The organism is Shewanella sp. AS1, assembly GCF_021412565.1.
In the GTDB taxonomy this organism is placed as follows: Bacteria; Pseudomonadota; Gammaproteobacteria; order Enterobacterales; family Shewanellaceae; genus Shewanella.
On record NZ_JAKCLJ010000001.1, the window covers coordinates 410,758 to 435,102 of the forward strand.

Annotated in this window: 27 protein-coding genes; 17 read left to right on the top strand and 10 right to left on the bottom strand. The window is 48.4% G+C overall.

Going from position 1 to position 24,345, the window contains the following annotated elements; all coding sequences use genetic code 11:
• The first annotated feature begins 48 nt into the window (after window positions 1–48).
• The 3 genes from LZP69_RS01885 (at window position 49) to LZP69_RS01895 (ending at window position 3,915) form a co-directional block, all read left to right on the top strand.
• Entirely contained in the window at window positions 49–1,299 is a 1,251-nt protein-coding gene (locus LZP69_RS01885; protein WP_234198483.1) for a DUF819 family protein, read from the top strand.
• A gap of 69 nt (window positions 1,300–1,368) precedes the next feature.
• On the top strand, window positions 1,369–2,217 hold the full coding sequence (gene kdsA / locus LZP69_RS01890) for a 3-deoxy-8-phosphooctulonate synthase (protein ID WP_234198484.1): 849 nt from the start codon (window positions 1,369–1,371) through the stop codon (window positions 2,215–2,217).
• Window positions 2,218–2,376: 159 nt separating this feature from the next.
• Window positions 2,377–3,915 carry an AbgT family transporter gene (locus LZP69_RS01895; protein WP_234198485.1) on the top strand — a complete coding sequence of 513 codons (1,539 nt, stop codon included), beginning with the start codon at window positions 2,377–2,379 and terminating at the stop codon, window positions 3,913–3,915.
• Between the two features lie 89 nt (window positions 3,916–4,004).
• On the opposite strand, the gene LZP69_RS01900 is transcribed toward LZP69_RS01895, so the two are convergent.
• Entirely contained in the window at window positions 4,005–4,370 is a 366-nt protein-coding gene (locus LZP69_RS01900) for a DUF413 domain-containing protein (RefSeq protein ID WP_234198486.1), read from the bottom strand.
• 163 nt (window positions 4,371–4,533) lie between these two features.
• Here LZP69_RS01900 and LZP69_RS01905 point away from each other — a divergent pair, with 163 nt between their 5' ends.
• On the top strand, window positions 4,534–5,418 hold the full coding sequence (locus LZP69_RS01905) for a LysR family transcriptional regulator (RefSeq protein ID WP_234198487.1): 885 nt from the start codon (window positions 4,534–4,536) through the stop codon (window positions 5,416–5,418).
• Here the strand turns inward: LZP69_RS01905 and LZP69_RS01910 are convergent.
• The 4 genes from LZP69_RS01910 to LZP69_RS01925 all read right to left on the bottom strand — a co-directional run bounded on the left by LZP69_RS01910 (window position 5,415) and on the right by LZP69_RS01925 (window position 8,462).
• Complete coding sequence (locus tag LZP69_RS01910; RefSeq protein WP_234198488.1) at window positions 5,415–5,519, bottom strand: methionine/alanine import family NSS transporter small subunit; 105 nt, start codon at window positions 5,517–5,519, stop codon at window positions 5,415–5,417. The two genes, LZP69_RS01905 and LZP69_RS01910, sit on opposite strands and share 4 nt — an antisense overlap.
• Window positions 5,516–7,012 carry a sodium-dependent transporter gene (locus LZP69_RS01915; RefSeq protein ID WP_234198489.1) on the bottom strand — a complete coding sequence of 499 codons (1,497 nt, stop codon included), beginning with the start codon at window positions 7,010–7,012 and terminating at the stop codon, window positions 5,516–5,518. Before LZP69_RS01915 ends, LZP69_RS01910 begins: the two co-directional genes overlap by 4 nt.
• A 78-nt stretch (window positions 7,013–7,090) precedes the next feature.
• On the bottom strand, window positions 7,091–8,080 hold the full coding sequence (locus tag LZP69_RS01920; RefSeq protein ID WP_234198490.1) for a ketopantoate reductase family protein: 990 nt from the start codon (window positions 8,078–8,080) through the stop codon (window positions 7,091–7,093).
• Window positions 8,081–8,096: 16 nt separating this feature from the next.
• Window positions 8,097–8,462, bottom strand: a complete 366-nt coding sequence (locus LZP69_RS01925) for a VanZ family protein (protein ID WP_234198491.1) — start codon at window positions 8,460–8,462, stop codon at window positions 8,097–8,099.
• Window positions 8,463–8,663: 201 nt separating this feature from the next.
• Here LZP69_RS01925 and LZP69_RS01930 point away from each other — a divergent pair, with 201 nt between their 5' ends.
• Window positions 8,664–9,149 (top strand): YajQ family cyclic di-GMP-binding protein, encoded by a 486-nt coding sequence (locus tag LZP69_RS01930; protein WP_234198492.1) that lies wholly within the window; start codon window positions 8,664–8,666, stop codon window positions 9,147–9,149.
• 45 nt (window positions 9,150–9,194) lie between these two features.
• On the opposite strand, the gene LZP69_RS01935 is transcribed toward LZP69_RS01930, so the two are convergent.
• The 4 genes from LZP69_RS01935 to LZP69_RS01950 all read right to left on the bottom strand — a co-directional run bounded on the left by LZP69_RS01935 (window position 9,195) and on the right by LZP69_RS01950 (window position 12,535).
• Entirely contained in the window at window positions 9,195–10,625 is a 1,431-nt protein-coding gene (locus LZP69_RS01935) for an AmpG family muropeptide MFS transporter (protein ID WP_234198493.1), read from the bottom strand.
• A 160-nt stretch (window positions 10,626–10,785) separates the two neighbouring features.
• Window positions 10,786–11,130: a hypothetical protein gene (locus tag LZP69_RS01940; protein ID WP_234198494.1), complete on the bottom strand. Its 345-nt coding sequence runs from the start codon at window positions 11,128–11,130 to the stop codon at window positions 10,786–10,788.
• A gap of 185 nt (window positions 11,131–11,315) precedes the next feature.
• Entirely contained in the window at window positions 11,316–11,900 is a 585-nt protein-coding gene (locus LZP69_RS01945) for a peptidylprolyl isomerase (protein WP_234198495.1), read from the bottom strand.
• A 68-nt stretch (window positions 11,901–11,968) separates the two neighbouring features.
• Entirely contained in the window at window positions 11,969–12,535 is a 567-nt protein-coding gene (locus LZP69_RS01950; RefSeq protein ID WP_234198496.1) for a YajG family lipoprotein, read from the bottom strand.
• A 363-nt stretch (window positions 12,536–12,898) separates the two neighbouring features.
• On the opposite strand from LZP69_RS01950, the gene LZP69_RS16730 reads away from it, so the two are divergent.
• Window positions 12,899–13,075 (top strand): hypothetical protein, encoded by a 177-nt coding sequence (locus LZP69_RS16730; RefSeq protein WP_442800653.1) that lies wholly within the window; start codon window positions 12,899–12,901, stop codon window positions 13,073–13,075.
• Between the two features lie 88 nt (window positions 13,076–13,163).
• Here LZP69_RS16730 and LZP69_RS01960 read toward each other — a convergent pair whose 3' ends face one another.
• The gene (locus LZP69_RS01960; RefSeq protein WP_234198497.1) at window positions 13,164–14,321 is read right to left on the bottom strand and encodes a methyltransferase; all 1,158 of its coding nucleotides are present in this window, start codon (window positions 14,319–14,321) and stop codon (window positions 13,164–13,166) included.
• Between the two features lie 221 nt (window positions 14,322–14,542).
• Between LZP69_RS01960 and LZP69_RS01965 the strand changes: the two genes are divergently transcribed.
• The 11 genes from LZP69_RS01965 to nqrM all read left to right on the top strand — a co-directional run bounded on the left by LZP69_RS01965 (window position 14,543) and on the right by nqrM (window position 24,252).
• Window positions 14,543–15,127 carry an alpha-ketoglutarate-dependent dioxygenase AlkB family protein gene (locus LZP69_RS01965; RefSeq protein ID WP_234198935.1) on the top strand — a complete coding sequence of 195 codons (585 nt, stop codon included), beginning with the start codon at window positions 14,543–14,545 and terminating at the stop codon, window positions 15,125–15,127.
• Window positions 15,128–15,337: 210 nt separating this feature from the next.
• Window positions 15,338–15,637, top strand: a complete 300-nt coding sequence (locus LZP69_RS01970) for a BolA family protein (protein ID WP_234198498.1) — start codon at window positions 15,338–15,340, stop codon at window positions 15,635–15,637.
• 190 nt (window positions 15,638–15,827) lie between these two features.
• Window positions 15,828–16,337 (top strand): S-ribosylhomocysteine lyase, encoded by a 510-nt coding sequence (luxS, locus tag LZP69_RS01975; RefSeq protein ID WP_234198499.1) that lies wholly within the window; start codon window positions 15,828–15,830, stop codon window positions 16,335–16,337.
• A gap of 521 nt (window positions 16,338–16,858) precedes the next feature.
• Entirely contained in the window at window positions 16,859–18,193 is a 1,335-nt protein-coding gene (locus tag LZP69_RS01980) for a Na(+)-translocating NADH-quinone reductase subunit A (protein ID WP_234198500.1), read from the top strand.
• Window positions 18,193–19,392, top strand: coding sequence for an NADH:ubiquinone reductase (Na(+)-transporting) subunit B (locus tag LZP69_RS01985; RefSeq protein WP_234198501.1), 1,200 nt, complete (start codon window positions 18,193–18,195; stop codon window positions 19,390–19,392). The genes LZP69_RS01980 and LZP69_RS01985 overlap by 1 nt, the downstream gene beginning before the upstream one ends.
• The gene (locus LZP69_RS01990) at window positions 19,385–20,170 is read left to right on the top strand and encodes a Na(+)-translocating NADH-quinone reductase subunit C (RefSeq protein WP_234198502.1); all 786 of its coding nucleotides are present in this window, start codon (window positions 19,385–19,387) and stop codon (window positions 20,168–20,170) included. Before LZP69_RS01985 ends, LZP69_RS01990 begins: the two co-directional genes overlap by 8 nt.
• On the top strand, window positions 20,170–20,802 hold the full coding sequence (locus LZP69_RS01995; RefSeq protein WP_234198503.1) for an NADH:ubiquinone reductase (Na(+)-transporting) subunit D: 633 nt from the start codon (window positions 20,170–20,172) through the stop codon (window positions 20,800–20,802). The genes LZP69_RS01990 and LZP69_RS01995 overlap by 1 nt, the downstream gene beginning before the upstream one ends.
• Before the next feature lie 5 nt (window positions 20,803–20,807).
• Window positions 20,808–21,416 carry an NADH:ubiquinone reductase (Na(+)-transporting) subunit E gene (gene nqrE / locus LZP69_RS02000; RefSeq protein WP_234198504.1) on the top strand — a complete coding sequence of 203 codons (609 nt, stop codon included), beginning with the start codon at window positions 20,808–20,810 and terminating at the stop codon, window positions 21,414–21,416.
• A gap of 45 nt (window positions 21,417–21,461) precedes the next feature.
• Window positions 21,462–22,709, top strand: a complete 1,248-nt coding sequence (nqrF, locus tag LZP69_RS02005; protein WP_234198505.1) for an NADH:ubiquinone reductase (Na(+)-transporting) subunit F — start codon at window positions 21,462–21,464, stop codon at window positions 22,707–22,709.
• Between the two features lie 140 nt (window positions 22,710–22,849).
• Window positions 22,850–23,866, top strand: a complete 1,017-nt coding sequence (locus LZP69_RS02010; protein ID WP_234198506.1) for an FAD:protein FMN transferase — start codon at window positions 22,850–22,852, stop codon at window positions 23,864–23,866.
• Window positions 23,867–24,030: 164 nt separating this feature from the next.
• Window positions 24,031–24,252 carry a (Na+)-NQR maturation NqrM gene (gene nqrM, locus LZP69_RS02015; protein ID WP_234198507.1) on the top strand — a complete coding sequence of 74 codons (222 nt, stop codon included), beginning with the start codon at window positions 24,031–24,033 and terminating at the stop codon, window positions 24,250–24,252.
• Window positions 24,253–24,345 lie beyond the last annotated feature (93 nt).

Genomic DNA, 24,345 nt, shown 5'->3' on the forward strand with positions numbered 1-24,345 from the left:
ATCCATCAATGCTCGTAAGAAGCAGTAAGATGATTCAGGGGAGAGAAGATGAGTGGTACGGCATTAGTGACCAATGATGCGACCGGACTTGGCCTGTTAGCGGCCATTTTAGGGTTTGTGTTTTATACCAACAGCAGTAACCATCCATTTTGGGTGAAATTTTACCGTTTTATACCGGCTCTGTTGCTGTGCTATTTTTTACCCTCGCTATTGAATTCGTTTCACATAGTCGATGGCGATACCTCTAAGCTTTACTATGTGGCGTCCCGTTACCTGTTACCTGCCTGTCTGGTATTGCTGATCTTAAGTGTCGATCTAAAGGCGATTTTAAGTCTTGGCCCCAAGGCGATTGTGATGTTCCTAACCGGGACTGTGGGTATCGTTATCGGCGGGCCTATTGCCTTGCTGATCATTTCCAGTATCAATCCTGAGGTACTGGGCGTTACAGGCCCCGATGCGGTCTGGCGCGGCATGACTACCCTGGCTGGCAGCTGGATTGGCGGCGGCGCGAATCAGGCGGCGATGAAGGAGATCTATGAGGCTGGCGGTAACATCTTCTCCATCATGGTGACTGTGGATGTGATTGTCGCCAACATCTGGATGGCGGTTCTACTGTTTATGGCTTCAAAAGCCAAAGAGATAGATGCGAAAACCGGCGCCGATACCCGTGCAATTGAGAACCTGAAACAGAAAGTTGAGAAATACCATGCCGAGCACGCACGCATTGCGAGTCTTAGGGATCTGATGCTGATAGTCGCGGTAGGTTTTGGTATCACAGGTCTTGCCCACATTATTGCCGACCTGTTAGGCCCCTTCTTCGAGGTTAACTATCCTTGGACGCGGGATTACAGCCTGACCTCCAAGTTCTTCTGGTTGATTGTGACTGTGACCACTATCGGCTTGGCCATGTCCTTTAGCCCTGTGCGCCATCTTGAAGCGGCTGGCGCCTCTAAAGTGGCATCGGCTTTCCTCTACATTCTGGTGGCGACAATCGGTCTGCATATGGATGTATTTAAGCTGTTTGATGCGGCCAACTTATGGTATTTCGCCATTGGCCTTATCTGGATGGTGGTGCATGCCAGCTTTATGCTGCTGGTGGCTAAATTGATCCGTGCGCCGCTATTTTATATGGCCGTGGGGAGCCAGGCCAACGTCGGCGGCGCGGCATCGGCGCCAGTTGTGGCGGCCGCATTCCATCCCGCATTAGCCCCTGTTGGGGTATTATTGGCCGTGTTGGGCTATGCTGTAGGCACTTATATGGCGTGGATTTGTGGTCAGATCCTGCAAGTGGTGGGTTAAGCACTAAGGTGTTTTCATAGCTTGGGCTGGCCCTGGCTTTTGTAAAGAGTTTTTCATGAGAGAGAAGCGATGAGTAATAAAACCATACCGTTAGGCAATATTGAGATCGCAAACGATAAGCCGTTTGTACTATTTGGTGGCATGAATGTGCTCGAGTCGCGGGATCTCGCCATGCAGATCGCCGAAACCTATGCCGAGGTGACTCAAAAGCTGGGGATCCCCTATGTGTTTAAGGCGTCCTTCGATAAGGCCAATCGCTCGTCGGTAAATTCTTACCGTGGCCCAGGAATGGAAGAAGGCCTGAAGATCTTCGAAGAGATAAAATCGACTTTTAATCTGCCACTGATCACTGACGTGCACGAACCCTACCAATGTGCGCCGGTAGCCGAGGTGGTGGATATCATTCAATTGCCTGCATTTTTAGCGCGTCAGACAGATCTTGTGGTGGCGATGGCAAAAACTGGCGCCATTATCAATGTGAAGAAACCCCAGTTCCTAGCTCCCCATGAGATGCGTCATATCATCACCAAGTTTAATGAAGCGGGTAATGATGAGATCATCCTGTGTGAGCGAGGCTCTAGCTTTGGTTATAACAACCTAGTTGTCGATATGCTGGGCATGGATGAGATGAAGCAGACGGGTTATCCGGTGATCTTTGATGCGACCCACGCGTTGCAGCGTCCGGGTGGACGAAGCGATAGTGCAGGTGGTCGCCGTGCCCAGGCGACTGAGCTGGCGCGCAGTGGTATGGCCCTTGGACTGGCGGGTCTGTTTATCGAGGCGCACCCGAATCCGGATGAAGCCAAGTGTGATGGCCCATGTGCTCTGCCGCTGCATCAGCTGGAAAACTACTTGAAGCAGATGAAGGCTATCGATGATCTGGTTAAATCATTCGAGCCAATCGACACCAGCAAATAAGTTGATAGATTCAGATTTTACTATCGAGCCCCGCCTATAAAGCGGGGCTTTTTAATGACTTATCCCGATAAATCCGAAGCAAGTTTCTATTGTGCGGCTATAGTAAAACCTAAGCTGCATTTCAGACGGCGCAGGATATAAGTCAAAAAGGATGGGATGATGGCAGAAAATCACGGGATGCCGAGGTTACTCGGTCGAGCATTGGATGGAATTGAGCGTGTAGGGAACAAGCTGCCGGATCCGGCCATGTTATTCCTTATTTTACTGTTTGGTGTTTGGGGATTATCTGCGCTGCTATCTGGGATGAGTTTCGAGGCGATCGATCCCCGTACCCAGTCGCCCATAGTTGTGGCTAACCTGCTCACCAGCGAGGCATTAACTCAGTTTCTCACTCGTATGGTGGCGACTTTTACTGCTTTTGCGCCTCTGGGCGTGGTCTTAGTGGCCATGCTGGGTGTTGGTGTGGCTGAGCACTCTGGCTTTATTAATACCGCCCTGAAACAGATGCTGAAGATCACCCCAGTTAAGTTGTTAACTCCGGCTGTGGTGTTAGTGAGTATCATCTCTCATACGGCGACAGATGCGGGCTATGTGGTGGTGATCCCCCTGGCGGGGGTGATCTTCTTTACCGTGGGGCGTCATCCCTTAGTTGGGATCGCGGCCGCTTTCGCAGGTGTGTCCGGTGGTTTCTGCGCTAACTTTATTCCCTCAGGAATTGATCCTTTGCTGCAAAGTTTTACTCAGTCGGCGGCGCGGATCCTAGATCCTGACATTCAGGTGAACCCGCTTAATAACTGGTTTTTTGCCGCCTCCTCCTGTATTCCCATCACCTTGATTATCTGGTATCTGACTGATAGAGTGCTGGAGCCCAGGCTGAACAAGAGTCATAGCGTCGATGCCGAGCAAGTGGAGACGCCCTCCATGGACGCGGCAACGCCACAGGAGTTAAAGGCATTTAGTATCGCGAGCTTAGTGAGCTTAGTGGCCATAGTCGCTTTCTTCTCATTGACCTTAGCTGAGGATTCCAGTCTGCGGGATGATCAAGGTTCGCTCACTAGCTTTAGTGCGCCTCTGATGCAGGCGATTGTGCCCCTTATCTTTATCTTCTTTCTATTGCCGGGCCTAGTGTATGGTTATCTGACCAAGTGTTTCACCAACTCCTGTGATGTAGTGCATGCTATGTCAAAAGCCATGTCAGGCATGGCGCACTATATAGTGATGGCCTTTTTCTGCGCTCAATTTGTTGCGGCCTTTTCGGCGTCAAATTTAGGGGCTCTGATCGCCATTGAGGGGGCGGTATTGCTGAAGGCGATGGCGTTGCCAGCTGAGATCACTATAGTAGGAATGATTATGCTGGTGGCCTTTGTCAATCTGTTTGTCGGTTCAGCCTCGGCAAAGTGGGCGCTGATTGGCCCTGTGCTGGTGCCTATGCTGATGCAGCTCAATATCAGCCCAGATCTGTCTCAGGCGGCCTATCGAGTAGGGGATTCGAGCTCGAATATTATTACGCCTTTGATGCCCTATTTTCCTTTAGTGGTGGTCTATTGTCAGCGTTATGTCAAAGGGATAGGCATAGGTACGCTAATCTCCATGATGTTGCCCTTTAGTTTGGCGTTGCTGCTTGTTTGGAGTGCCTGGCTGCTCTGTTATTGGTCTTTGGGGCTGCCGCTGGGGTTGGGGGCGAGTTATCTTTATTAGTTTTATCCGGCGCAATCAACAAAAAGCCTCCAAAGTGGAGGCTTTAGTGGGTTGAAAAGAGCGATAAATCGCCGCTTCAGTCTAGGCCGTTAGGCAACTTCATCCTCTGGATGAGACTCAACATAGGCGTACTCTTCACGGTCGATCTTCTGGTTCACTGTGCTGTTGAGTGTGTGAAATTTTTTCGGCTCGCGAGTAAGTTTGAGGTATTTAATCCAAACATGTTCAAGCTTAGTGTTGGCTTTGTTCGGATGTTTTAACACCTTAACGAAATGCTTTTCCTCAGGGGTTTCAGGATCCAGCTCACCGCGTTCGAAAGCTGACATGGTATCGCCGTACAGGCTGAGCAGTTCAGCTTCTGAAAGGGTAAATTCCCCGGATTTACCAAATCCTCTGGGAAAGTTTTTGTCGTCAAAAAAACGCTTTTGACCGAAACGGAATGAGTCTTCTGACATGGGAACCTCTAAGCATCCTCTAACATGGGTTATCACGCATTAACGACAGCGCTATTCGATCGCGAAATTATGATTTTTATCTATAAAAGAGAAGCAAAACATTTTTGTCGTCACCATTAGAATTAGTTGTTATTCTCGAGGTGAGATCGGTTGAGAAAATGAAATGGACGTAAAAGTATTTAAAACCTTTTTAGAGGTCGCCCGGACGCGTCACTTTGGCCGTGCCGCCGAGAATCTCTATATCACCCAAGCCGCGGTGAGTGCCCGGATTAAACAGTTGGAATCCTTTTTCGATACCAACTTATTTATTCGCGATCGTAACAGTATCAAGCTGACGACGTCGGGCGAACGTCTGGTTATCTATGCCGAGATGATGGTTACCACCTTAGAGCAGGCCAAGAATGAGTTGGCTCTGGCGAACAATAAGGCGCTGCAGCTGACCATGGCCGGGACGCCTAATATCTGGGATGCCTATCTGCAGCACTGTTTAAGTCGGGTGACCGATGCCTTTAGCGGTTATGGTTTTCTGGCCGAGGCCATGAGCCGTGAGCAGTTAAATCGCCAGCTGCTGGAGCGTACTCTGGATATGGCATTTGCCTTCGACCCACTCAAATCCGATGAGCTGATCTGCAAGCAGGTCGCTGACTTAGTGCTAGTGTTAGTCTCGACCCGCCCCTGTTCTCTTGAGCAAGCCTTGTCGGAGCATTATGTGTATGTGGATTGGGGCACCCGCTTTGGCTCTGAGCATGCCGAACGACACTATAAAATTCCGCCACCTTTCCTGCGCACCTCAACGGGGCGTATTGCCCTGGAGTTTATTCTTGATAAGTCGGGCGCAGCCTATCTTCCCCTCTCTATGGTTGAGCCATTTTTAGCAACAAAACAGCTGTTTTTGATTGAAAATGTCGAGCCATGGCAACGACCTATCTACCTCTCCTACCGTAAGGACAGCAGCTCTGTGGATGCCATTACTAAGATCCAGGCGCTGGTAAGAGACATTGAACCGCTGCGTTTGTATCCCTTTGCTGACTCGGAGCGAGTGGGTTAATCCTGTGGTTTTTGCTTGAGGGCGATGGCGATGCAACATGCCGCGCCGCCCCAGGTTAACAGTATGGCAAAGATCATTATGATAATGGCGCTGCTGGTCATAGGGGCATCTCCTTGTTATCTGATTTGCTGATGACATTGATCAAAATGGCGAAAAACAGCATGGTTCCCACCAGTCCCCATCCCAGAAAGAGTTGATCGGCAATGGGGTAATCGCCATAACCGTGGACTATGGTGTTGTAGAGGTTTTTAACTAAGATGGTGATCAGTATAGCTGGGCTGATAAAACGCAGGCAGACGGCTAACCAGGAGCCCACTTGAAACTCAGAATGGTGATTGGCATGTTGCCTGATTAGGCAGACATCCAGCAGCCAGGTTACGGCAATAAGTTCAAGCAGGCAACTGAGCAGCAGGGCAATGTTGTTGATGAAATAGTCTACTAAATCCAGTAGCAGCAGGCCTCCGTTGGTGGCAAAGGCCATAGAGATGAGGTAGCCAAAGGCACAGACAATGCTAGCTGCAACTTTACGTTCCAGTCCAAATTTATCGATAATCGCGCCGATCACCGCTTCGATAATAGAGATATGCGAGCTGAGCCCGGCGATCACTAAGGCGGTAAAAAACAGCGGGCCAATGATGTAAGGCGCAGGCATCAGGTTGATCGCCGTAGGAAGGGTGACAAACGCCAGTCCTATGCCTGAGTTGACCACTTCGGTCAGGGGTTTTATCTGCTCCTCAGCCATATATCCCAAGACAGCAAAGATCAGTATGCCCGCCAGAATGGAGAAGCCGCAGTTGATCAACACTGTCATGAAGGCATTATTGTTGATATCTGACTCATTGCTCAGGTAGCTCGAATAGGTGAGCATGATGGCAAAGCCCACGCTTAAGGTGAAGAAGATCTGTCCGTAGGCCGCCGACCAGACTTTAAAGTCCAGTAGACGACTAAAGTCAGGCTCGAACAAATAGTTAAGACCTAAAAAAGCCCCGGGCAGCAAGAGTATACGACCGATAAGCACTAGCACCATGATAAACAGCAGTGGCATCAGTATTTTATTGGCGCGCTCTATTCCCCCTTTGACGCCGCTGTAGACAGCCAGGAAACTCATCGCCCAGGCGAGTGTGATACTGATGGCGATCCCTGTTTGAAACTCACCCAGATTAGAGGGGGAGTTGGCACCGAGTTTCAGAAACTGCTCGAAGAAATAGCTGTTAGGATCGCTGCCCCAGCTTTGTTTAAATGAGAAGCCAAGGTAGGAGATGGCCCAGCCGATAATGGCTACATAATAGATGGCGATTATCGCGGCGATAAACACCTGGAACCAGCCGAGCCATTCCAGTTTAATGCCGACCGATTGGCCGAGCCTGGCAAAAATTGCCGGGGCTGTCCTACGCAGCTTATGTCCCAGACTGAACTCTAAGATCATAAATGGAATGCCTGCCGTGAGCATGGCAAATAGGTAAGGGATGAAAAAGGCACCCCCGCCATTCTCATAAGCCATATAGGGAAATCGCCAGATATTTCCAAGACCTATGGCGGAGCCAACCGCAGCCAGAATAAAGCCCACCCGTGAGTTCCATTGCTCTCGCTCCATCACTCGCCTCTCGTAGCCAAGTTGTAAAGTAAGTTTAGCCGTTAATGGCAGAGTGAGGGGCGGAGGGTAACAGCGGGGCTAATCTGCAGTTGCTTTCGATTCCAGCACAATGATTTTGTTTACGATTTCTTCATTTTTTGGGGTAGAGAGGCCATAAGATTTTGCCCGTTTGATCAGATAACCGTTAATGGCATCTATCTCGGTTTTGCGGCCGTGGTGGATATCCTGATGCATAGAGGAGAAGTTATTGGCGGTCAGCTTTATGACAGAAAACACCCGCTCGGTTAATGCGGCTTTTTCAAGCTCTATCCCCTCATGCTTAGCGACAGTCACCACCTCATCGAGCAATGCCAGAATTAACTTACGGTATTGAGGCTTTGCCAGTTCGCCGTTACGGCTGTTAAGTATTGCCGTCAGTGGATTGATGGCGATATTTACCGCGAGCTTTTGCCATAGCATGGGCAGAATGGGGCTGCACCACTGGCTGTCGGGAATGGCATGGAGCAGCAACTGTTTGAGTGATGCGCTCATCTCAGTTCCGGCATGATGGCCCAATTGAGTGAGCCCAGTCCCCGTCTGTTTGACTTGCCAGGGCGCCTGTTTTATCGCCCCTTGGGAGGTGGTGCCAAGGCTTAAGCCCAGATTTAAGCCCAGATGCAAGCCTTTGCCCTCTAAAAGCGGGGTAAGCTCAAGATGAGGGCCTAAACCGTTATGAAGCAGCAGCAGATGACAACTTGTCTTTAAGTGGGCTAATAAGGGGGTGAGCGCCCCTTGAACTTGATAGGCTTTGACGCAGACTATGATCAAATCCAGCTCTTTGAGGGCCGCTTTGTCATCGGCCTGTATCAGTCTGGCCTGGTGCTGCTCAGCTTCCCCAGAGAGTGGCAAAAAGGTCAGCTCGGGCTCAAGCTCTTTAGTGCTTTTCGAGGAATGAGTGCTTGTCGTGACGTCAGGGCGCAGGATAAGAGCGACTCCCTGGGTGAGGCGAGACAACTGATGGAAAACCAGTTGCCCTATGGCTCCCGCGCCGAGTATGGCAATTTTTTCTGAGGAATAAGTTGGCTTCATCTGCTCAAGCATAAAACTATTTGTTTGTGTTGATCATGCTTGCCCTTATATAGCGGCGGTAGAGCCATAAGGCGCAATAAAACAGCAGCACGCCACACATATCGGCGATAAAGTCGGCGCTGTCGGCGCTACGGTAAGGCAGGCGCGATTGCACCAGTTCGATAAATAGGGCATAGAGAGCCAAGATAGCCGTCACACCGTACCATTTAGGCCTGAATGCCAAATAGGTTAACAGGGACAAGAGGAAGAAGCTGCCCAGATGGCCTATCTTATCCATGTTGGGAACCACTTGGGGATAGTTAGGACGAGAGAAAACCAGATAACTGGTAACAAGCACTGCGAGCAGCAGGGCAAATTTAAAAATGAGCGGTTTAGAGATCACAGGGCAAAATGTGAGTGAGTTTGAGTCATGATAGAAAAATGCGCAGCTAAAGTCATTAATAATTCGTGACCGGACCCTTGAAGTTTTTTTGCTACCTGTTGCGGCAAACGGGTACACTAAGCCCCAATAGAATTGACAAAAACTGTGTTATCGAATGAATAGATAGCGTCGTTATCGAATAAATAGCGAGGAGAATTTTCCATGCCCTCAATGGACATAGTATCGGAAGTGAATGAAGTTGAAATACGTAACGCGGTGGACAATACCAAGCGTGAGCTCGATGGACGTTTCGATTTTCGCGGTGTAGAGGCGGAGATCACCTATAAAAACCACAACGTGACCCTAGCTTCTGAGTCAGACTTCCAATGTCAGCAGTTAGTGGACATGCTGCGTAATCAGCTCAGTAAGGGCAATGTGGATCCGGCGTCCATGGAAGTGGCAGATAAGGCTGTCCACAGCGGTAAAACCTTCTTGCTGAATGTCAGTTTCAAACAGGGGATAGACAGCCTGATTGCCAAGAAGCTGGTTAAACTGATTAAAGACAGCAAGCTTAAGGTGCAGGCGGCGATTCAGGGCGACTCAATTCGTGTAACAGGTAAGAAGCGTGATGACCTGCAGGCCGTGATGGCGATCGCCAGAGAGTCAGATCTTGGTCAGCCATTCCAGTTCAACAACTTCCGTGATTAGTACGTATAGCTAAACCGCCAAAAGGTAAGGCCCGTTAATCCAGTATTAACGGGCTTTTTCATTTACCGCCTCATTTATTATGGGCTGCGCACTGGTTTCTTGCTTTTGCTCTTTCTGCGCCTTGGGCGTGTATTTCTGTACCAGCCAGATCAAGCCTAAGACAGGGAAACCTATGATACTGGCGGCCACGAAGAAGTTCACATAGCCAAAAGCGTCGATATAGACCCCGCTAAAGCCTGCAACAAACTTAGGGAACAGCAGCATGATGGAGGAAAGCAGGGCATATTGGGTGGCGCTATAACCATTGCTGGTCAGACTGGAGAGGTAAGCGATAAAGGCGGCGGTGGCGATACCGGCGCTGAAGTTATCGATAGAGATAACCGCTGTCAGCAGCGACACGTTATAACCCACCACAGCCTGGTAGGCGAACAGTAGGTTGGTTATCGCCACCATAAAGGCGCCGAGAAAGAGGATCTTCATGGTGCCGTAGCGCGCCAGTAATACCCCGCCGGCGCCGGCGCCAACGAGTGTCATGATAAGACCGTAGACTTTACTTATTGTGGCGATTTCTGCCTTGGCAAAGCCCATATCTACATAAAACACATTGGCCATGATTCCCATGACGATATCCGAGATGCGATAGCAGGAGATCAGCAGCAGGATTAAGATGGCGCTGCGGCCATAGCGTTTAAAAAAATCGATAAATGGCAATACGCTGGCGGTGTAGAGCCAGGAAAGGGTTGCGGCCACAGGTTTTGGGTATTTCTGCGCCAGCGCGAGTTTAAGCTCGGCCTCTTTTTCATCGGCTTCACGACTCTCCACTTGGGGCTCGCGGCTCATCAGAGTCGTGATTATTCCTACCGACATTAATCCTGCCATCACCAAGTAAGCCATCTGCCAGGAGGCGAGGTTATAGACTTCACTGTCGGGGTCGAGCCAGGCGGCTATGGTGAGTGCTCCGGCGGTGGCGACTATCATGGCGCTGCGATAACCCACCTGATAGGCGGCGGCGAGGGCGGCCTGCATCTTTTCAGGGGCGGAGTCGATACGAAAGGCGTCGATAACGATATCTTGAGTCGCCGAGGCAAAGGCCACCATCAAGGCAAACAGGGCTAATCGCTCAAGATCTTTCAGGGGATCGCTCTGGCTCATGCCTAGTATTGCGATAACCAGCAGCAGCTGGGCGAACAGCATCCAGCCCCGTCGGCGACCCAGCAGCTTGGTAAAAATTGGCAGTGATAGGCGATCTACTAGGGGCGACCAGGCCCACTTAAAGCCGTAGGCCAAGGCTATCCAGCTGAAATAGCCAATGGCGGTGCGATCTATGCCTGCTTCTCGCAACCAAAACGAGAGAGTGGAAAACACCAGCATAAGCGGCAGACCGGCCGAAAACCCCAGTAACAGGAGTACCAGTACTCGCTTATGGCAGTAGATGGAGAGGGCATCTTTAAAACGGGATTGAGTCGAAGTGGTCACAGACGGCAAGAGTTAACAAACAGATGCAGCTAGCTTAAACCTTAAGGGGAAAAATAAAAAGGGCAACAGGCCAAAGAAAAAGCCCAGTCACAGGACTGGGCTTAGCTTTCGTAGTTTATCTTCAATGATAAAAAATCAGATGTGTGGATGAAAACATATTTTAAAAAATGCTGCTTGGCCGACATCCGTTACAGCAGGCTGGATAGGGGCCTCCAATGCTTAAGTAATCACAGCAATCGTCTATCTGCTTACGTAGAAATTGATTGCCGCGTATCACCCAATCTGGCCATCTGTCGAAGGCTTGCAGCAAGTGCCAAAACACTTTTTCAACTTCACTTTCTGTATCATTTTGCGCGTCCCCTAGATGAGTGAAAGCTTGCCACTCCTCTAAGGTGTCCCATAAATAAAGCTGGATCTCATGAAATTCCACTTGATCGTTTAAAAACGCTTTTCCATACAGAGCCAACTGGGACGCTTTGTTATCGATGAACTCATTGGGTGTCATCGTTTATTGCCTCCTTACTGCATTAGCACTACCAGTATAGTTGGCAATGCTCCAGGCGATTGTCTAAAAATCAAAACTGTTATTTCTAGTTTGGTTGCAGTTTTATGAAAGCGCGAAGATCCTTTAATGAAATTGTGATTACACCCTAATTTAATCTGATAGTTGCGATCAACTCGGCACAGTTTTTACTCTCTGGGTAGTAGGGTGGCTTTGATCAATAAAACATCTTTGACGGGAAAATCCGGCCAACCCAGCTGGCTATTTATGTGGGTTTCGACTAAAGCCATCTTCTCCAGTACTTCCATCCCCTCGGTGACTTCGCCAAATACGGCATAGCCCCAACGGCGGGATGAGGGATCCAGGCGTGTGTTATCGGCGACATTGAAATAAAACTGGGCGGTGGCCGAGTGGGGCTCATTATCACGGGCCATGGCGATAGTGCCAAGGCTATTGCTCAGTCCGTTACCTGACTCATTGACTATCGGCTTATCGGTTGGCTTCTCCTCTAACTTGGGATTCAGCCCACCACCTTGCACCACAAACCCTGGGATGATGCGATGAAACAGGGTGTTGTCATAATGGCCTTTGACGACATAGGTAAGAAAATTATCCACAGTGATAGGCGCACGCTTGCGATCCAGTTCAACGACTATGTTGCCCATGCTGGTTTCCAGTTTAACCTTGGGATAGATGGTATTTTTTTGGATATCAACTGCATGAGCCAGGCTACTGACAGAGAGTAACAGTATTGAACAGAGCCACTTTTTCATCTTATTTCCTTTTTATTAATAAGTAACTGCTAGTGAGTAAGAGTGAGTAAGAGTGAGTAGGTGAATGATTATTCTTGGATAAACTGATTCAGTTCAGGATCGTTAATGATCTTGCTGGTGAGCTGATCGAGCAATACATTCATTGCCAGTTCAAGGGTGGCAAAATCCGGGCTCAAGGGGCCAGAGACCTTGTTGTGGCCCGTATAGCGTTTGGTAAAGGTTTTTAGTGTGTTGCTGGCAATTACATTGATCACTATATCGTTTGTGGCTTCGTAGCCAAAAAATGACTCGTTGACATCGGTCAGGAGCTTTTCCAGTTGGATCTCAACGTGCTGTACTGAACTGGGATCGATAGTGTATCCCGCCTTGGTAAAGCCGAGTCTGAATACTTGATCTAGCTGCTGGCGCGGCGCTTCCGACGGGCTAACCAACTGGGCGGCATCATCTCCGCGATTGAATCGTGCGACAAAGTTAGCCGAACGAGTATCTATCATCTCGACGGCAAGAGGACTGACTTTTAGCACAGGGCTGGTGATGGCTGGTGTCTGCGGGTTTAACGCCATGTGGGTGGGCGCATGGGTGGCGCAGCCAGTGAGCAGTAGTGCGCCAACAAAAAATACAATAATCGCTTTCATTCAACATAATTGGTTACGGTAACGGTTGCATCAGCATAACAGAATCCTATTTTGATGCCACTTTGACAGGCTTTTGTGCTCAATACTCTGTGCTTAATGATATGTGTCTGATGCCCTATGCCTTGGCAGAAAGAAACTTTAAAGATGCGCCATAAGCGGGTAGAGTCAGAGATAGGTGCAGGGAATCGCATGAAAAGTCAGTGAGCAATGGTAAATCCTATAATGAATTAGGATCCGCTTTCGCCTTTAACGGTAAACACTGAGCCGCAAACGCTTATTCTCCCCTCGGGCAGGGTGCAATATGGTCATTTCGATAAACCGATGACAGATTTGGGGCTGAGCCATTTTCAATATTGCAACGCCATGGATAAACCATCAGGTAAGTTGTCGAGTTACTTCGGTTTTAAGCAGTTTCAGTTTGTGTCGATTATGACCCCTCGCCAATGCCGTCAGGAGAAACGTAATCTCTGGCTGCTTAAGAGTAATTTTCGTCAATATATAGGCTATTTCGATGGCTATGTTATCGACAGTGACGGTTAAAAACTGCAGTTCGAGCGGGTCTTAGGGCTGAGCGAAGATCACTATGCACTTTGGTAGCACTCTTAGGTAGCCTTAGGCTTTCACTCAGCTATTTCGGCAGTTTTTGAGCCTGCAAGATAACAAACTTGCCGTTGGCGGCTATGGTGGTGCAGTTCTTGAAAATCCGTTTTAGTTTAACGTGATAAGCCAGATGACGATTACCCACCACATGCAAAATACCGCCAAGCTTAAGTTGCCTGAAGGAGTCTAAAAACATCTGCCAGGCGATATGATCTGTGATGGCTTCTCCCTGATGGAAAGGGGGATTACAAAGGATAAGATCTGGCTGTACATTTTCGCCTAAGTGAGTCAAACAATCATCCCAATGAAAACTGGCCTGTGGCGCGTCAAGGTGAGCCTCGTCCAGCTGATTGAGCTGCCAGTTGGCCTTGGCACTGGCGATGGCCATTTCAGAGTCATCGACAAAGTGAATGTGCGCCTTGGGATAGCACTGCTTGGCCCTTAGTCCTAGCACGCCGTTGCCGCAGCCGAGATCAACAATAGTGTCAAACTCGCCTTGTGGCAGGTTATCGAGCATAAATCGAGCACCAATATCCAGTTTAGTAGCGGCAAACACATTGCTTAAGTTACTTAAGGTGAGTGCGTATTCTGGGACTTTCCAACTGCTGGCTTGGGCTATGGGGCGTTTGATGCCATCGCTGATGCAAGTGATCATCCGGCTCTTCTTCCAGGCCAGGCTGGCACTGGCTGGCCCCAGATTTTGCGCAATAAGGGAGAGCAACGCCTTATTAATCGACTTTGCCTTAGCGCCGATATACACAGGCGTACCCTCTGGTAACACTTGAGATAGACGAATAAGCTGATCGGCAAAGTAATTGAGGTTTTTGGGCAGTTTCATCAAAACCTGCTGAGTCGCTACAGGCAGAAGTTCCCTGCTGTGAAACCATTGAATATGGTCGCTGCTTAGCCCATTGCGCTCAAGGTTTTGGCTTGTGCCTAGCTGGCTGGTTTTTGCGTCGGTTTCGACAAAGAGCTTTCTCTGGGCATCTAGCTTGGTCAGTGATGCGGTGAGCGAACCGAAGCTATCATTAATAATGGCGCAGGGAAGGGGGGCCTCTTCTCTTTCTATCAGCTGCTTAACTAAATATTCGTCGGCGGCATCCCAGGCCTGCAGGTTGGCTTCCTGCTTGGGGGGATAACGGAAAAGTTCGAGTTGAAGTTCGTCGACGGAAAATTGAGTGGTCATCAGTGGGCTGCTAGATTGAAATCGGGGCTGAATTATCGCAGATTTGACCGATAATACCAACGGCAGCTAGCGTTTCCCATGGCAACTCATTTGCTAAAGAAGTGTTAAGAATAGAAGTGTTAAGCTGGAGAAGGAATAAATAACGGGTGCAGCAATCTCATTTAGATTTATTTGGCGATACGGGTGAATGGTCGCAGCAAGGTCCAGCGCGGCGCGAGGGGATTTTGCCTGGCCCGGATGCGCCTATCACCTTTGTGAAAGGTTATCTGAATGCGGCGCAGCAACAGGCCTTATGGCAAGAGGCGCAGACTTATCCCTTTTCACGGCCGAGTGTTCAAGTCTATGGCCGCTCTCATATCATTCCACGCAGTCAAGTATGGTTTGGCGATCCCGGTTGCGATTATATCTACTCGGGCCTGTTTATCCAGTCGCAGCCCTGGCCTAAATATGCCGGCCGCCTCAGGGAGAAATTAGCCCGTGACTGGTCTCTGAATAGCAATGGGGTATTAGTGAATCGCTATCAGGATGGGCAGGAATCCATGGGCTGGCACAGCGACGATGAGCCAGAGATATCAGCAAACAGTGATATCGCCTCTATTACTTTGGGTGAAAGTCGCCCCTTCTTTCTTCGGCATAAAAAGAGTCAACACAAGATAGAGTTGTTGCTGGAAAGTGGTGATCTGCTGCTGATGCACTGGCCTATGCAGCGCGACTGGCAACATGCTTTGCCCAAAAGGGCTAGGGTAAAAAGTACAAGGCTAAACTACACCTACCGTACCCTCATCCCTTTTTATCATAGCAAGTGAGCCACTACACTTTTATTTCTGCTTAGATGCACGGCTTGACTGAGTTTGATTCATACTTAAGTAGATGGGAAGGGAATCCGATGCTTGGTTTTTTGGCCTCCTTTACGCTAGGTCAAGGATAGGAGTAATAGCCGGGAGCGATAGTTGACCTTTTGAAGTTAGCCAAGTACTCTTCGGCCATCATTTTTGTACTCAATTAGAGACAACAGTATGTCAGTTGAACAGAACATTTATGAGAAGTTAAATGCGGCGTTATTTCCTGCGCACTTGGAAGTGATTAACGAAAGCGATAATCATCATGTTCCGCCTAACTCTGAATCTCATTTTAAAGTCATAGTTGTAAGTGAGCAGTTTGAAGGTAAGCGTTTGATTGCACGGCACCGCAGCGTAAACGAATTGCTGAGCCACGAGTTGCAAAATGGGGTTCATGCCTTGTCTATGCACACTTTTACCCCCGGTGAGTGGCAAGCAGAAATGGATGTGCCTGTCTCGCCCAAATGCCGTGGCTGATAAAAAGCGATAAATCGCTGACAATGCCATTTGTGTCCTTGTCATTGTCAGGCATAATACTCTTAAAAAAATAGCGCATAATAAATGCGCTATTTTTTACTGTCTATGATGAGCAATGCTTCATATATAGCAGGAGTTCATAAATATTGAGTAGGCGTATCGCCTCTCGCTGTAAACAAGGAGATAAAACATGCCCTTACTCGATAGTTTTACCGTCGACCATACACGAATGAATGCCCCAGCGGTGCGGGTTGCTAAGACGATGACCACCCCAGGTGGAGATACCATTACCGTCTTTGATCTGCGTTTTTGTGTACCTAATAAAGATATATTAAGTGAGCGCGGCATCCATACTCTCGAGCACCTATTTGCTGGTTTTATGCGAGATCACCTTAACAGCGATAGTGTCGAGATTATTGATATTTCTCCCATGGGTTGCCGAACCGGTTTCTATATGAGTTTGATTGGTTCGCCAAAAGAATCACAGGTTGCCGAGTCTTGGTTGGCGGCGATGGAAGATGTGCTTAAAGTTGCCGAGCAATCTGAGATCCCAGAATTAAATGAATACCAATGTGGTACTTATGAGATGCACTCGCTGGAGCAAGCCAAGGATATCGCCCGTAATATCATCGCGGCAGGAGTGAATGTAAATCGTAACGACGATTTGAAACTGAGCGATGAGATCCTCAAAGGCTTATGATCTGAGTTTCATTCCCAAAAAAAGCAGCCATTGGCTGCTTTTTTTATGGCTAAAAAAACTGCTTTTTGCTCGCAACATAGGCAAACAGTGGGGGATTGTGAACTTAATCCTGTTTCTCTGGCTGAAATTTGTGATTTAAGTTGCATGTTTTTTGTTCAGTTGGACATCAGGTAATTTATGGCGGATTACCGCATAAATTGCCTCTTTTGGGGGCTTGTAAATTGGTAATACCCTTGCTAGGTCAGGGGGCTATATTAATTCGTTTTTCACTAATAGAGAGTGAACACGCAATCTATGAGGCATAGCACATTCTCAAATTCGCCGTTTGGCATTTAAAACAACCACATTTTCCGTGGCGATAAGCAAATATTTACGGTAAAATGCGCCCGACCAGCGTGATTGCGATCGCATTTCTGTAATAAATCTGCGCTAGCTCAATGTGATAGCTTTGTGTTTGAAGTTTATCAATTAAGCAGGAACGCGACGCATTATCTTTCCTTCATAACGTAGTGCATGTGGATATGATTACAATTAAGAAAGGGTTGGATCTACCATTAATAGGTGGACCAGAGCAAGTTATCCATAATGGCCCAGCCATTAAACACGTAGCTACTTTGGGTGAAGAGTATATTGGCTTACGTCCCACTATGAAGATCAAAGTGGGCGATAAAGTGCAAAAAGGTCAGGTGATTTTTGAAGATAAAAAGAATCCTGGTGTTAAATATACTGCTTTAGCCAGTGGCACAATTTCAGAAATTAACCGGGGCGCTCAACGTGTTCTTCAGTCTGTTGTCATCGACATCGAAGGGGACGACAGCGTCACTTTCGCTAAATACGATGCATCGGCTCTAGCCACGCTAGATGAGCAGCTTGTGCGTGACAACCTGATCGAATCAGGTTTGTGGACCGCCCTGCGGACTCGCCCTTTTAGCAAAGCGCCTGCCGTTAACGCAACTACCCCAGGTATTTTCGTTACCGCCATCGACACACAACCTCTTGCTGCAGACCCTGCCGTGATTATTAACGAGCATAGGGAAGATTTTGCCAACGGTTTAACTCTGTTGTCGCGTTTGACTCAAGGTAAAGTTTACCTGTGTAAGGCGCCTGGTGCAGATATTCCTGTCGCAAATGCTCAGGTTGAAGAGTTTGCAGGTCCCCATCCTGCCGGTTTGGTGGGAACCCACATCCATTTTGTAATGCCAGCCTCAGCCACGCGTAGCGTTTGGCATATCGGCTATCAAGATGTGATCGCAATTGGTCAGTTATTTACTACGGGCGAATTGAACAATCAGCGCGTCGTTGCGCTGGCTGGACCTAAAGCGCTTAAGCCTAGACTCGTTCGTACCTTAGGCGGCGCAGCGACAGCCGAGCTGATTGCCAATGAAGCCGCTGACGGTAATGTGCGTGTGATTGCCGGTTCTGTACTGAACGGTAAAACCGCAACAGGTCCTCATGCTTATCTTGGCCGTTTCCATAATCAGGTCTCTTTACTTGAAGAGGGAACTGAGCAGGAGTTTATCGGCTGGATGATGCCAGGCGCGCAAAAGTTCTCTATTACCCGCGCTTTCCTTGGCCACCTGTCACCTTCGCGTCTGTTTAATATGACGACCAGTACGGGTGGTTCTGACCGAGCCATGGTGCCAATTGGTAACTATGAGCGCGTAATGCCGCTGGATATCCTTCCTACTATGTTGCTGCGTGACCTGGTCTCTGGCGACACCGATGGCGCTGTCAGATTAGGTGCCTTGGAATTAGATGAAGAAGATTTGGCACTGTGTACTTTCGTATGTCCCGGTAAGTATGACTATGCATCTTACTTGCGTGACTGTTTGGATACGATAGTGAGGGAAGGCTAATGGGCTTAAAAGAGTTTTTTAAAAGTATTGAACCCCAGTTTGAAAAGGGTGGAAAATACGAGAAGTGGTATGCGCTTTTCGAAGCGGCTTACACCATATTTTACACCCCGGGCCATGTAAACAAAGGCCGTACCCATGTACGTGATAATCTCGACCTTAAGCGTATGATGATCACAGTATGGGCCTGTACTTTCCCAGCGATGTTCGTGGGTATGTACAACGTGGGTCTACAGGCACAAGAAGCCTTAGTCGCGGGGTTTGCTACCCCTGATGTCTGGCAGGTAAGCCTGTTTAGCCTGTTTGGAACCCAGTTGGGTGCCGAGTCTGGCGTAGCCACCTTGATGTGGTACGGGGCCTGTTTCTTCCTACCTATCTATGCGGTGACTTTCGCCGTGGGAGGTATCTGGGAAGTCTTGTTTGCCGCTGTGCGTGGCCATGAAGTGAACGAAGGTTTCTTCGTTACTTCAGTGCTGTTCGCTCTGACTCTGCCTGCAACTATCCCGCTGTGGATGGTGGCCTTAGGTATCACCTTCGGTGTGGTGGTCGCTAAAGAGATCTTCGGTGGTACAGGACGTAACTTCCTCAACCCTGCACTGGCTGGCCGTGCCTTCCTGTTCTTTGCTTATCCACTGAACATGTCTGGCGACACGACTTGGGTTGTGGCAGACGGTTTCTCTGGTGCGACTGCACTGAGTCAAGCGGCGCAAGGCACACTGGAATATGGCTTTAATCAGAGCTGGTGGGATGCCTTCTTAGGTTTCATTCCAGGTTCTGTGGGTGAAGTCTCGACCTTGGCGATTCTGCTCGGTGGTCTGGTGATCGTCTATACCCGTATCGCATCGTGGCGCATTATTGGTGGTGTGATGGTGGGTATGATTGCCGTTTCAATGCTGCTGAATGCGATTGGAAGTGATACTAACCCTATGTTTGCTATGCCTTGGTACTGGCACCTTGTATTAGGTGGTTTTGCCTTCGGTATGATGTTTATGGCGACAGACCCTGTATCGGCGTCGTTTACCAACCAGGCTAAGTGGGCATACGGTATTTTGATTGGTGCAATGGCCGTGTTTATCCGTGTCATTAACCCCGCTTTCCCAGAAGGTATGATGTTGGCGATTCTGTTTGCCAACCTGTTTGCGCCGCTATTTGACCACTTCGTGGTTCAAGCGAATGTTAAGCGGAGGATTGCTCGTGGCTAGTAATAAAGATTCGTTCGGTAGAACGCTGTTCGTTGTTGTTGGATTATGTTTTATCTGTTCGGTATTTGTATCAACTGCCGCAGTATTGCTAAAGCCTACTCAACAAGAGAACAAGTTGCTCGATAAGCAAAAGTATATTCTTGAAGCTGCTGGTTTGATGGATGAGAACTTCACTAAATCAGAGATTCTGAAGACTTATGGCAAGCACGTAGAAGCCAAGTTGGTTGACCTTAAGTCAGGTGACTGGGCTGAAGGCGATGCCGATACCTTCAATACTGAAAAAGCAGCGCGTACGCCTGCCACTTCTTTTAAACCACAAAATGACATCGCTTCGGTGAAGCGTGTGGCAAATAAGGGTGTGATTTATCTGGTGCGTGACGATGCGGGTAAGCTACAGACTGTGATCATTCCTGTTAAAGGTTATGGCTTGTGGTCAACCATGTATGCATTCCTTGCTGTGGAAGCAGATCTGAATACTATTCGCAGCTTAGTTTACTACGACTTTTCAGGTTCGGGTGAGACTCCTGGCCTTGGCGGCGAAGTACAAAATCCTCAGTGGATTGCTAAGTGGGAAGGTAAGAAGCTTTATGATGAACAAGGTAACTTGGCCATTAAAGTAACGAAGAACCCTGCGATTGCGGAATCACAACACGGTGTTGACGCACTATCGGGTGCAACGCTTACGAGTAACGGTGTGCAACACTCGCTTGATTTCTGGTTGGGTGATGAAGGTTTTGCTCGCTTTCTTGAAAAAGCGCGCAACGGAGGGCTTAGCTAATGGCTACTGCTAAAGAACTTAAACAGGTTCTCACTGGACCGATTATTAGTAACAACCCGATTGCACTGCAGATCCTCGGTGTATGTAGTGCCTTGGCTGTAACCAGTAAGATGGAAACAGCTTTGGTAATGACCATAGCCCTGACGGCAGTAACGGCATTATCTAACTTGTTTATCTCGCTTATCCGTAACCACATTCCTAGCAGTGTGCGGATTATCGTGCAGATGACCATTATTGCATCTTTGGTAATTGTCGTTGACCAGGTACTGCAGGCTTATGCCTACGATGTGGCTAAGCAGCTGTCAGTATTTGTTGGTCTGATTATCACTAACTGTATCGTAATGGGCCGCGCCGAAGCTTACGCCATGAAGACACCGCCTATGATGAGCTTCATGGATGGTATAGGTAACGGTCTTGGTTATGGTGCGATTCTGCTGTCGGTTGGCTTTGTTCGTGAACTCTTTGGTAACGGCTCACTCTTTGGTATCGAGATCTTAAGTAAAATCTCTGATGGTGGTTGGTATCAGCCTAACGGTCTGTTATTGCTGCCACCCAGTGCCTTCTTCCTGATCGCTGCACTGATCTGGATTATCCGTACCATGAAGCCTGAACAAGTAGAAGCAAAAGGGTAAGCGTAATGGAACATTATATTAGTCTGTTGATTCGTTCTGTTTTCATTGAAAACATGGCGTTATCCTTCTTCCTGGGTATGTGTACTTTCCTAGCGGTATCGAAGAAAGTCACTACGGCCATGGGCTTAGGTGTTGCCGTTATTGTGGTATTGGCGATTTCAGTACCCGTTAACCAAATCATTTATCAAGGTCTATTGGCTCCTGGCGCGTTAGCCTGGGCTGGCGTACCAGATGCGGATTTGAGTTTCTTGAAATTCATCACCTTCATCGGTGTGATTGCAGCCTTAGTGCAAATTCTTGAAATGACACTGGATAAGTATTTTCCACCTTTATACAACGCGCTGGGGATCTTCCTGCCGTTGATCACAGTAAACTGTGCAATTTTCGGTGCTGTGTCTTTCATGGTTGAGCGTGACTACAACCTAGGGGAAAGCTTTGTGTTCGGCGTGGGTTCAGGTATCGGTTGGGCATTAGCGATTGTGCTGCTGGCCGGTATTCGCGAAAAGCTCAAATACGCCGATGTGCCTAATGGTCTGCGTGGTCTAGGTATCACCTTTACTACTGCGGGTCTGATGGCGTTAGGTTTCATGTCGTTTTCAGGTGTGTCTCTGTAGGGACTACTTAACGGTTTCTGATTTTGAACCTTAAAGGATAATTTCATGGGTATTATTGAAGCTACTCCAATCGACGTTTACCTCGGTGTGAGTATGTTTACTGCCATAGTACTGGTGCTGGTTTTGGTGATTCTGTTTGCCAAATCTAAACTGGTACCCAGTGGCGATATCACCATTGGCATCAATGGCGATGCCGATAAAGCAATAAAAACCGGAGCCGGCGGCAAGCTACTTGGCGCACTGGCCGAAAACGGTATCTTCGTCTCCTCAGCCTGCGGTGGCGGTGGCTCTTGTGGCCAGTGTAAAGTGATAGTGAAATCCGGTGGCGGCGATATTCTGCCAACCGAACTGGATCATATCTCTAAAGGGGATGCCCGTGGCGGCTGTCGTTTATCTTGTCAGGTAAACGTGAAGAGCGACATGGAGATCGAACTGGACGAAGAGATCTTCGGTATTAAGAAGTGGGATTGTGAAGTTATCTCTAACGATAACAAGGCCACTTTCATTAAAGAACTGAAGCTACAGATCCCTGATGGCGAGTCTGTGCCATTCCGTGCCGGTGGTTATATTCAGATTGAAGCGCCAGCGCACCATGTTAAGTACGCCGATTTCGACGTACCTGCAGAGTACCGCGGCGACTGGGAACACTTTGGCTTCTTTAACCTTGAGTCTAAGGTTGACGATGAAACCATTCGTGCTTACTCGATGGCGAACTATCCTGAAGAGGAAGGCATTATCATGCTTAACGTTCGTATCGCGACTCCACCACCACGTAACCTGTCACTGCCATGCGGTAAGATGTCTTCTTACATCTGGAGCCTGAAGGCCGGTGATAAGGTGACTATCTCTGGCCCATTTGGTGAGTTCTTCGCTAAAGAAACCGATGCTGAGATGGTGTTTATCGGTGGTGGTGCGGGTATGGCGCCAATGCGTTCACACATCTTCGACCAGCTTAAGCGTCTTAAGTCTAAGCGTAAGATGAGCTTCTGGTACGGTGCTCGTTCAAAACGTGAAATGTTCTATGTCGAAGATTTCGATGGCTTGGCGGCCGAGAACGACAACTTCGTGTGGCATGTTGCGCTATCGGATCCACAGCCAGAAGATAACTGGGATGGATACACAGGTTTCATTCATAACGTGCTGTATGAAAATTATCTTAGAGATCATGAAGCACCGGAAGATTGTGAGTTCTATATGTGTGGCCCGCCAATGATGAACGCTGCCGTGATAGGTATGCTAAAAGATTTGGGCGTGGAAGACGAAAATATCCTGCTGGATGATTTCGGCGGCTAATTCTAGTTATCTTATGATAATATCTGCCCTTTGTTGCTTGGTTTGTTTCTCTGTTCAGTTTGGTATTTCAATGAACGAAATGAATGATGAAATGAACTTAGCAACCAATGGGCAGCGCAATTATTAAGGGATCTGGTCACATGTATATGACCTTAATAAAAGGGTTAGTCTTAATCGGACTAACCTTTTTTGTTTCAGCGTGCGGTAAACCCGCGCAAACACTCTCACTGTCAGGCAGTACCATGGGCACGACTTATCACATTAAGTTTGTGTCTGGTGAGCAGTCACCCGATGGACAGTTACTCCAGGCAGAAATCGATCTGGCGCTAGAGCAGGTCAATAATCAGATGTCGACCTACCGTAAGAAGTCTGAACTTTCTCAGTTTAACCTGATGGCAGCTGCAGCGACCATGGACGTATCTTTCGACACCGCGAAAGTGATCCAAACCGGCATCGAGCTCTATGGTAAAACCCATGGCGCCCTGGATATTACGCTAGGACCTTTAGTCAATCTGTGGGGATTTGGCCCAGATAAGCGGCCGACGAAAGTGCCTGCTCCCGAGCTGATTGCTGAGATTAAAGCCAAAACAGGAATCGCGCATCTCACGCTCGATGGCCGTAGGCTGAGTAAAGATATCGGCGAGCTTTATGTGGATCTCTCCGCCATCGCCAAAGGTTTCGGTGTCGATAAGGTGGCCAGCATACTGGCTAAGTATCAGCCTAAAGGCTATCTGGTTGAGATAGGCGGCGAAGTGAGCGTCTTTGGCAACAAGGCCGACGGCACAGCTTGGCGTATCGCCATAGAGCAGCCCGATGAGAATGAGCGTACGGTACAGCAGGTGATTGAGCCGGGTAATATGGCGATGGCGACCTCAGGTGACTATCGTAACTATTACGAGGAAGAGGGGCAGCGCTTTACCCACATTATCGATCCCCGTACTGGCTATCCTGTGGAGCATAAACTGGCCTCTGTGACCGTATTACACAGCGAATGTATGATAGCCGATGGCTATGCCACCGCCATGATGGTCATGGGGACAGAGGCTTCTCTCGCGCTGGCGAAGGAGCAGAACCTGGCTATTATGCTGATTGAGAAGCAAGACACAGGTTTTAAGGTCTATTACAGCGATGCCTTTAAGCCTTTCGTGGGTTTGTGATAAAATAAGTGTTATTGAGCCGGGTCGCTAATACTGCCTCTGTGGAGGTAAGCGAGTCCGGCGGTAGCAATTCTAGATAGTAAATAGCTAAGCTAGATAGTAAATAGCTAAATTGTCATAGTCGATTATAAGCAGATTTCGGTTATCTGCTGTTGGAGTGATTCATGGGCACCTTTGTAGCGGCATTTGTAGTATTACTACTGTTTTTTGTATTGATGTCGATTGGTTACATAGTTAAACAGAAAGCGGTAGCTGGCAGCTGTGGTGGTTTAGGGGCTTTGGGGATTGAGAAAGCCTGCGACTGCGATGAGCCCTGTGATAAACGTAAGGCTAAGATGGCCGAAGAAGCACGTCGTGAAAAGTTGACCAAAGACAGGATCATCTAATAAACGACTCTTATCTTACTGATTGATTTCTGAAAAGGCGCTAACGATAGTGCCTTTTTTACACCGTTTTTCTGTATTAGCCTCTTTGTTGCA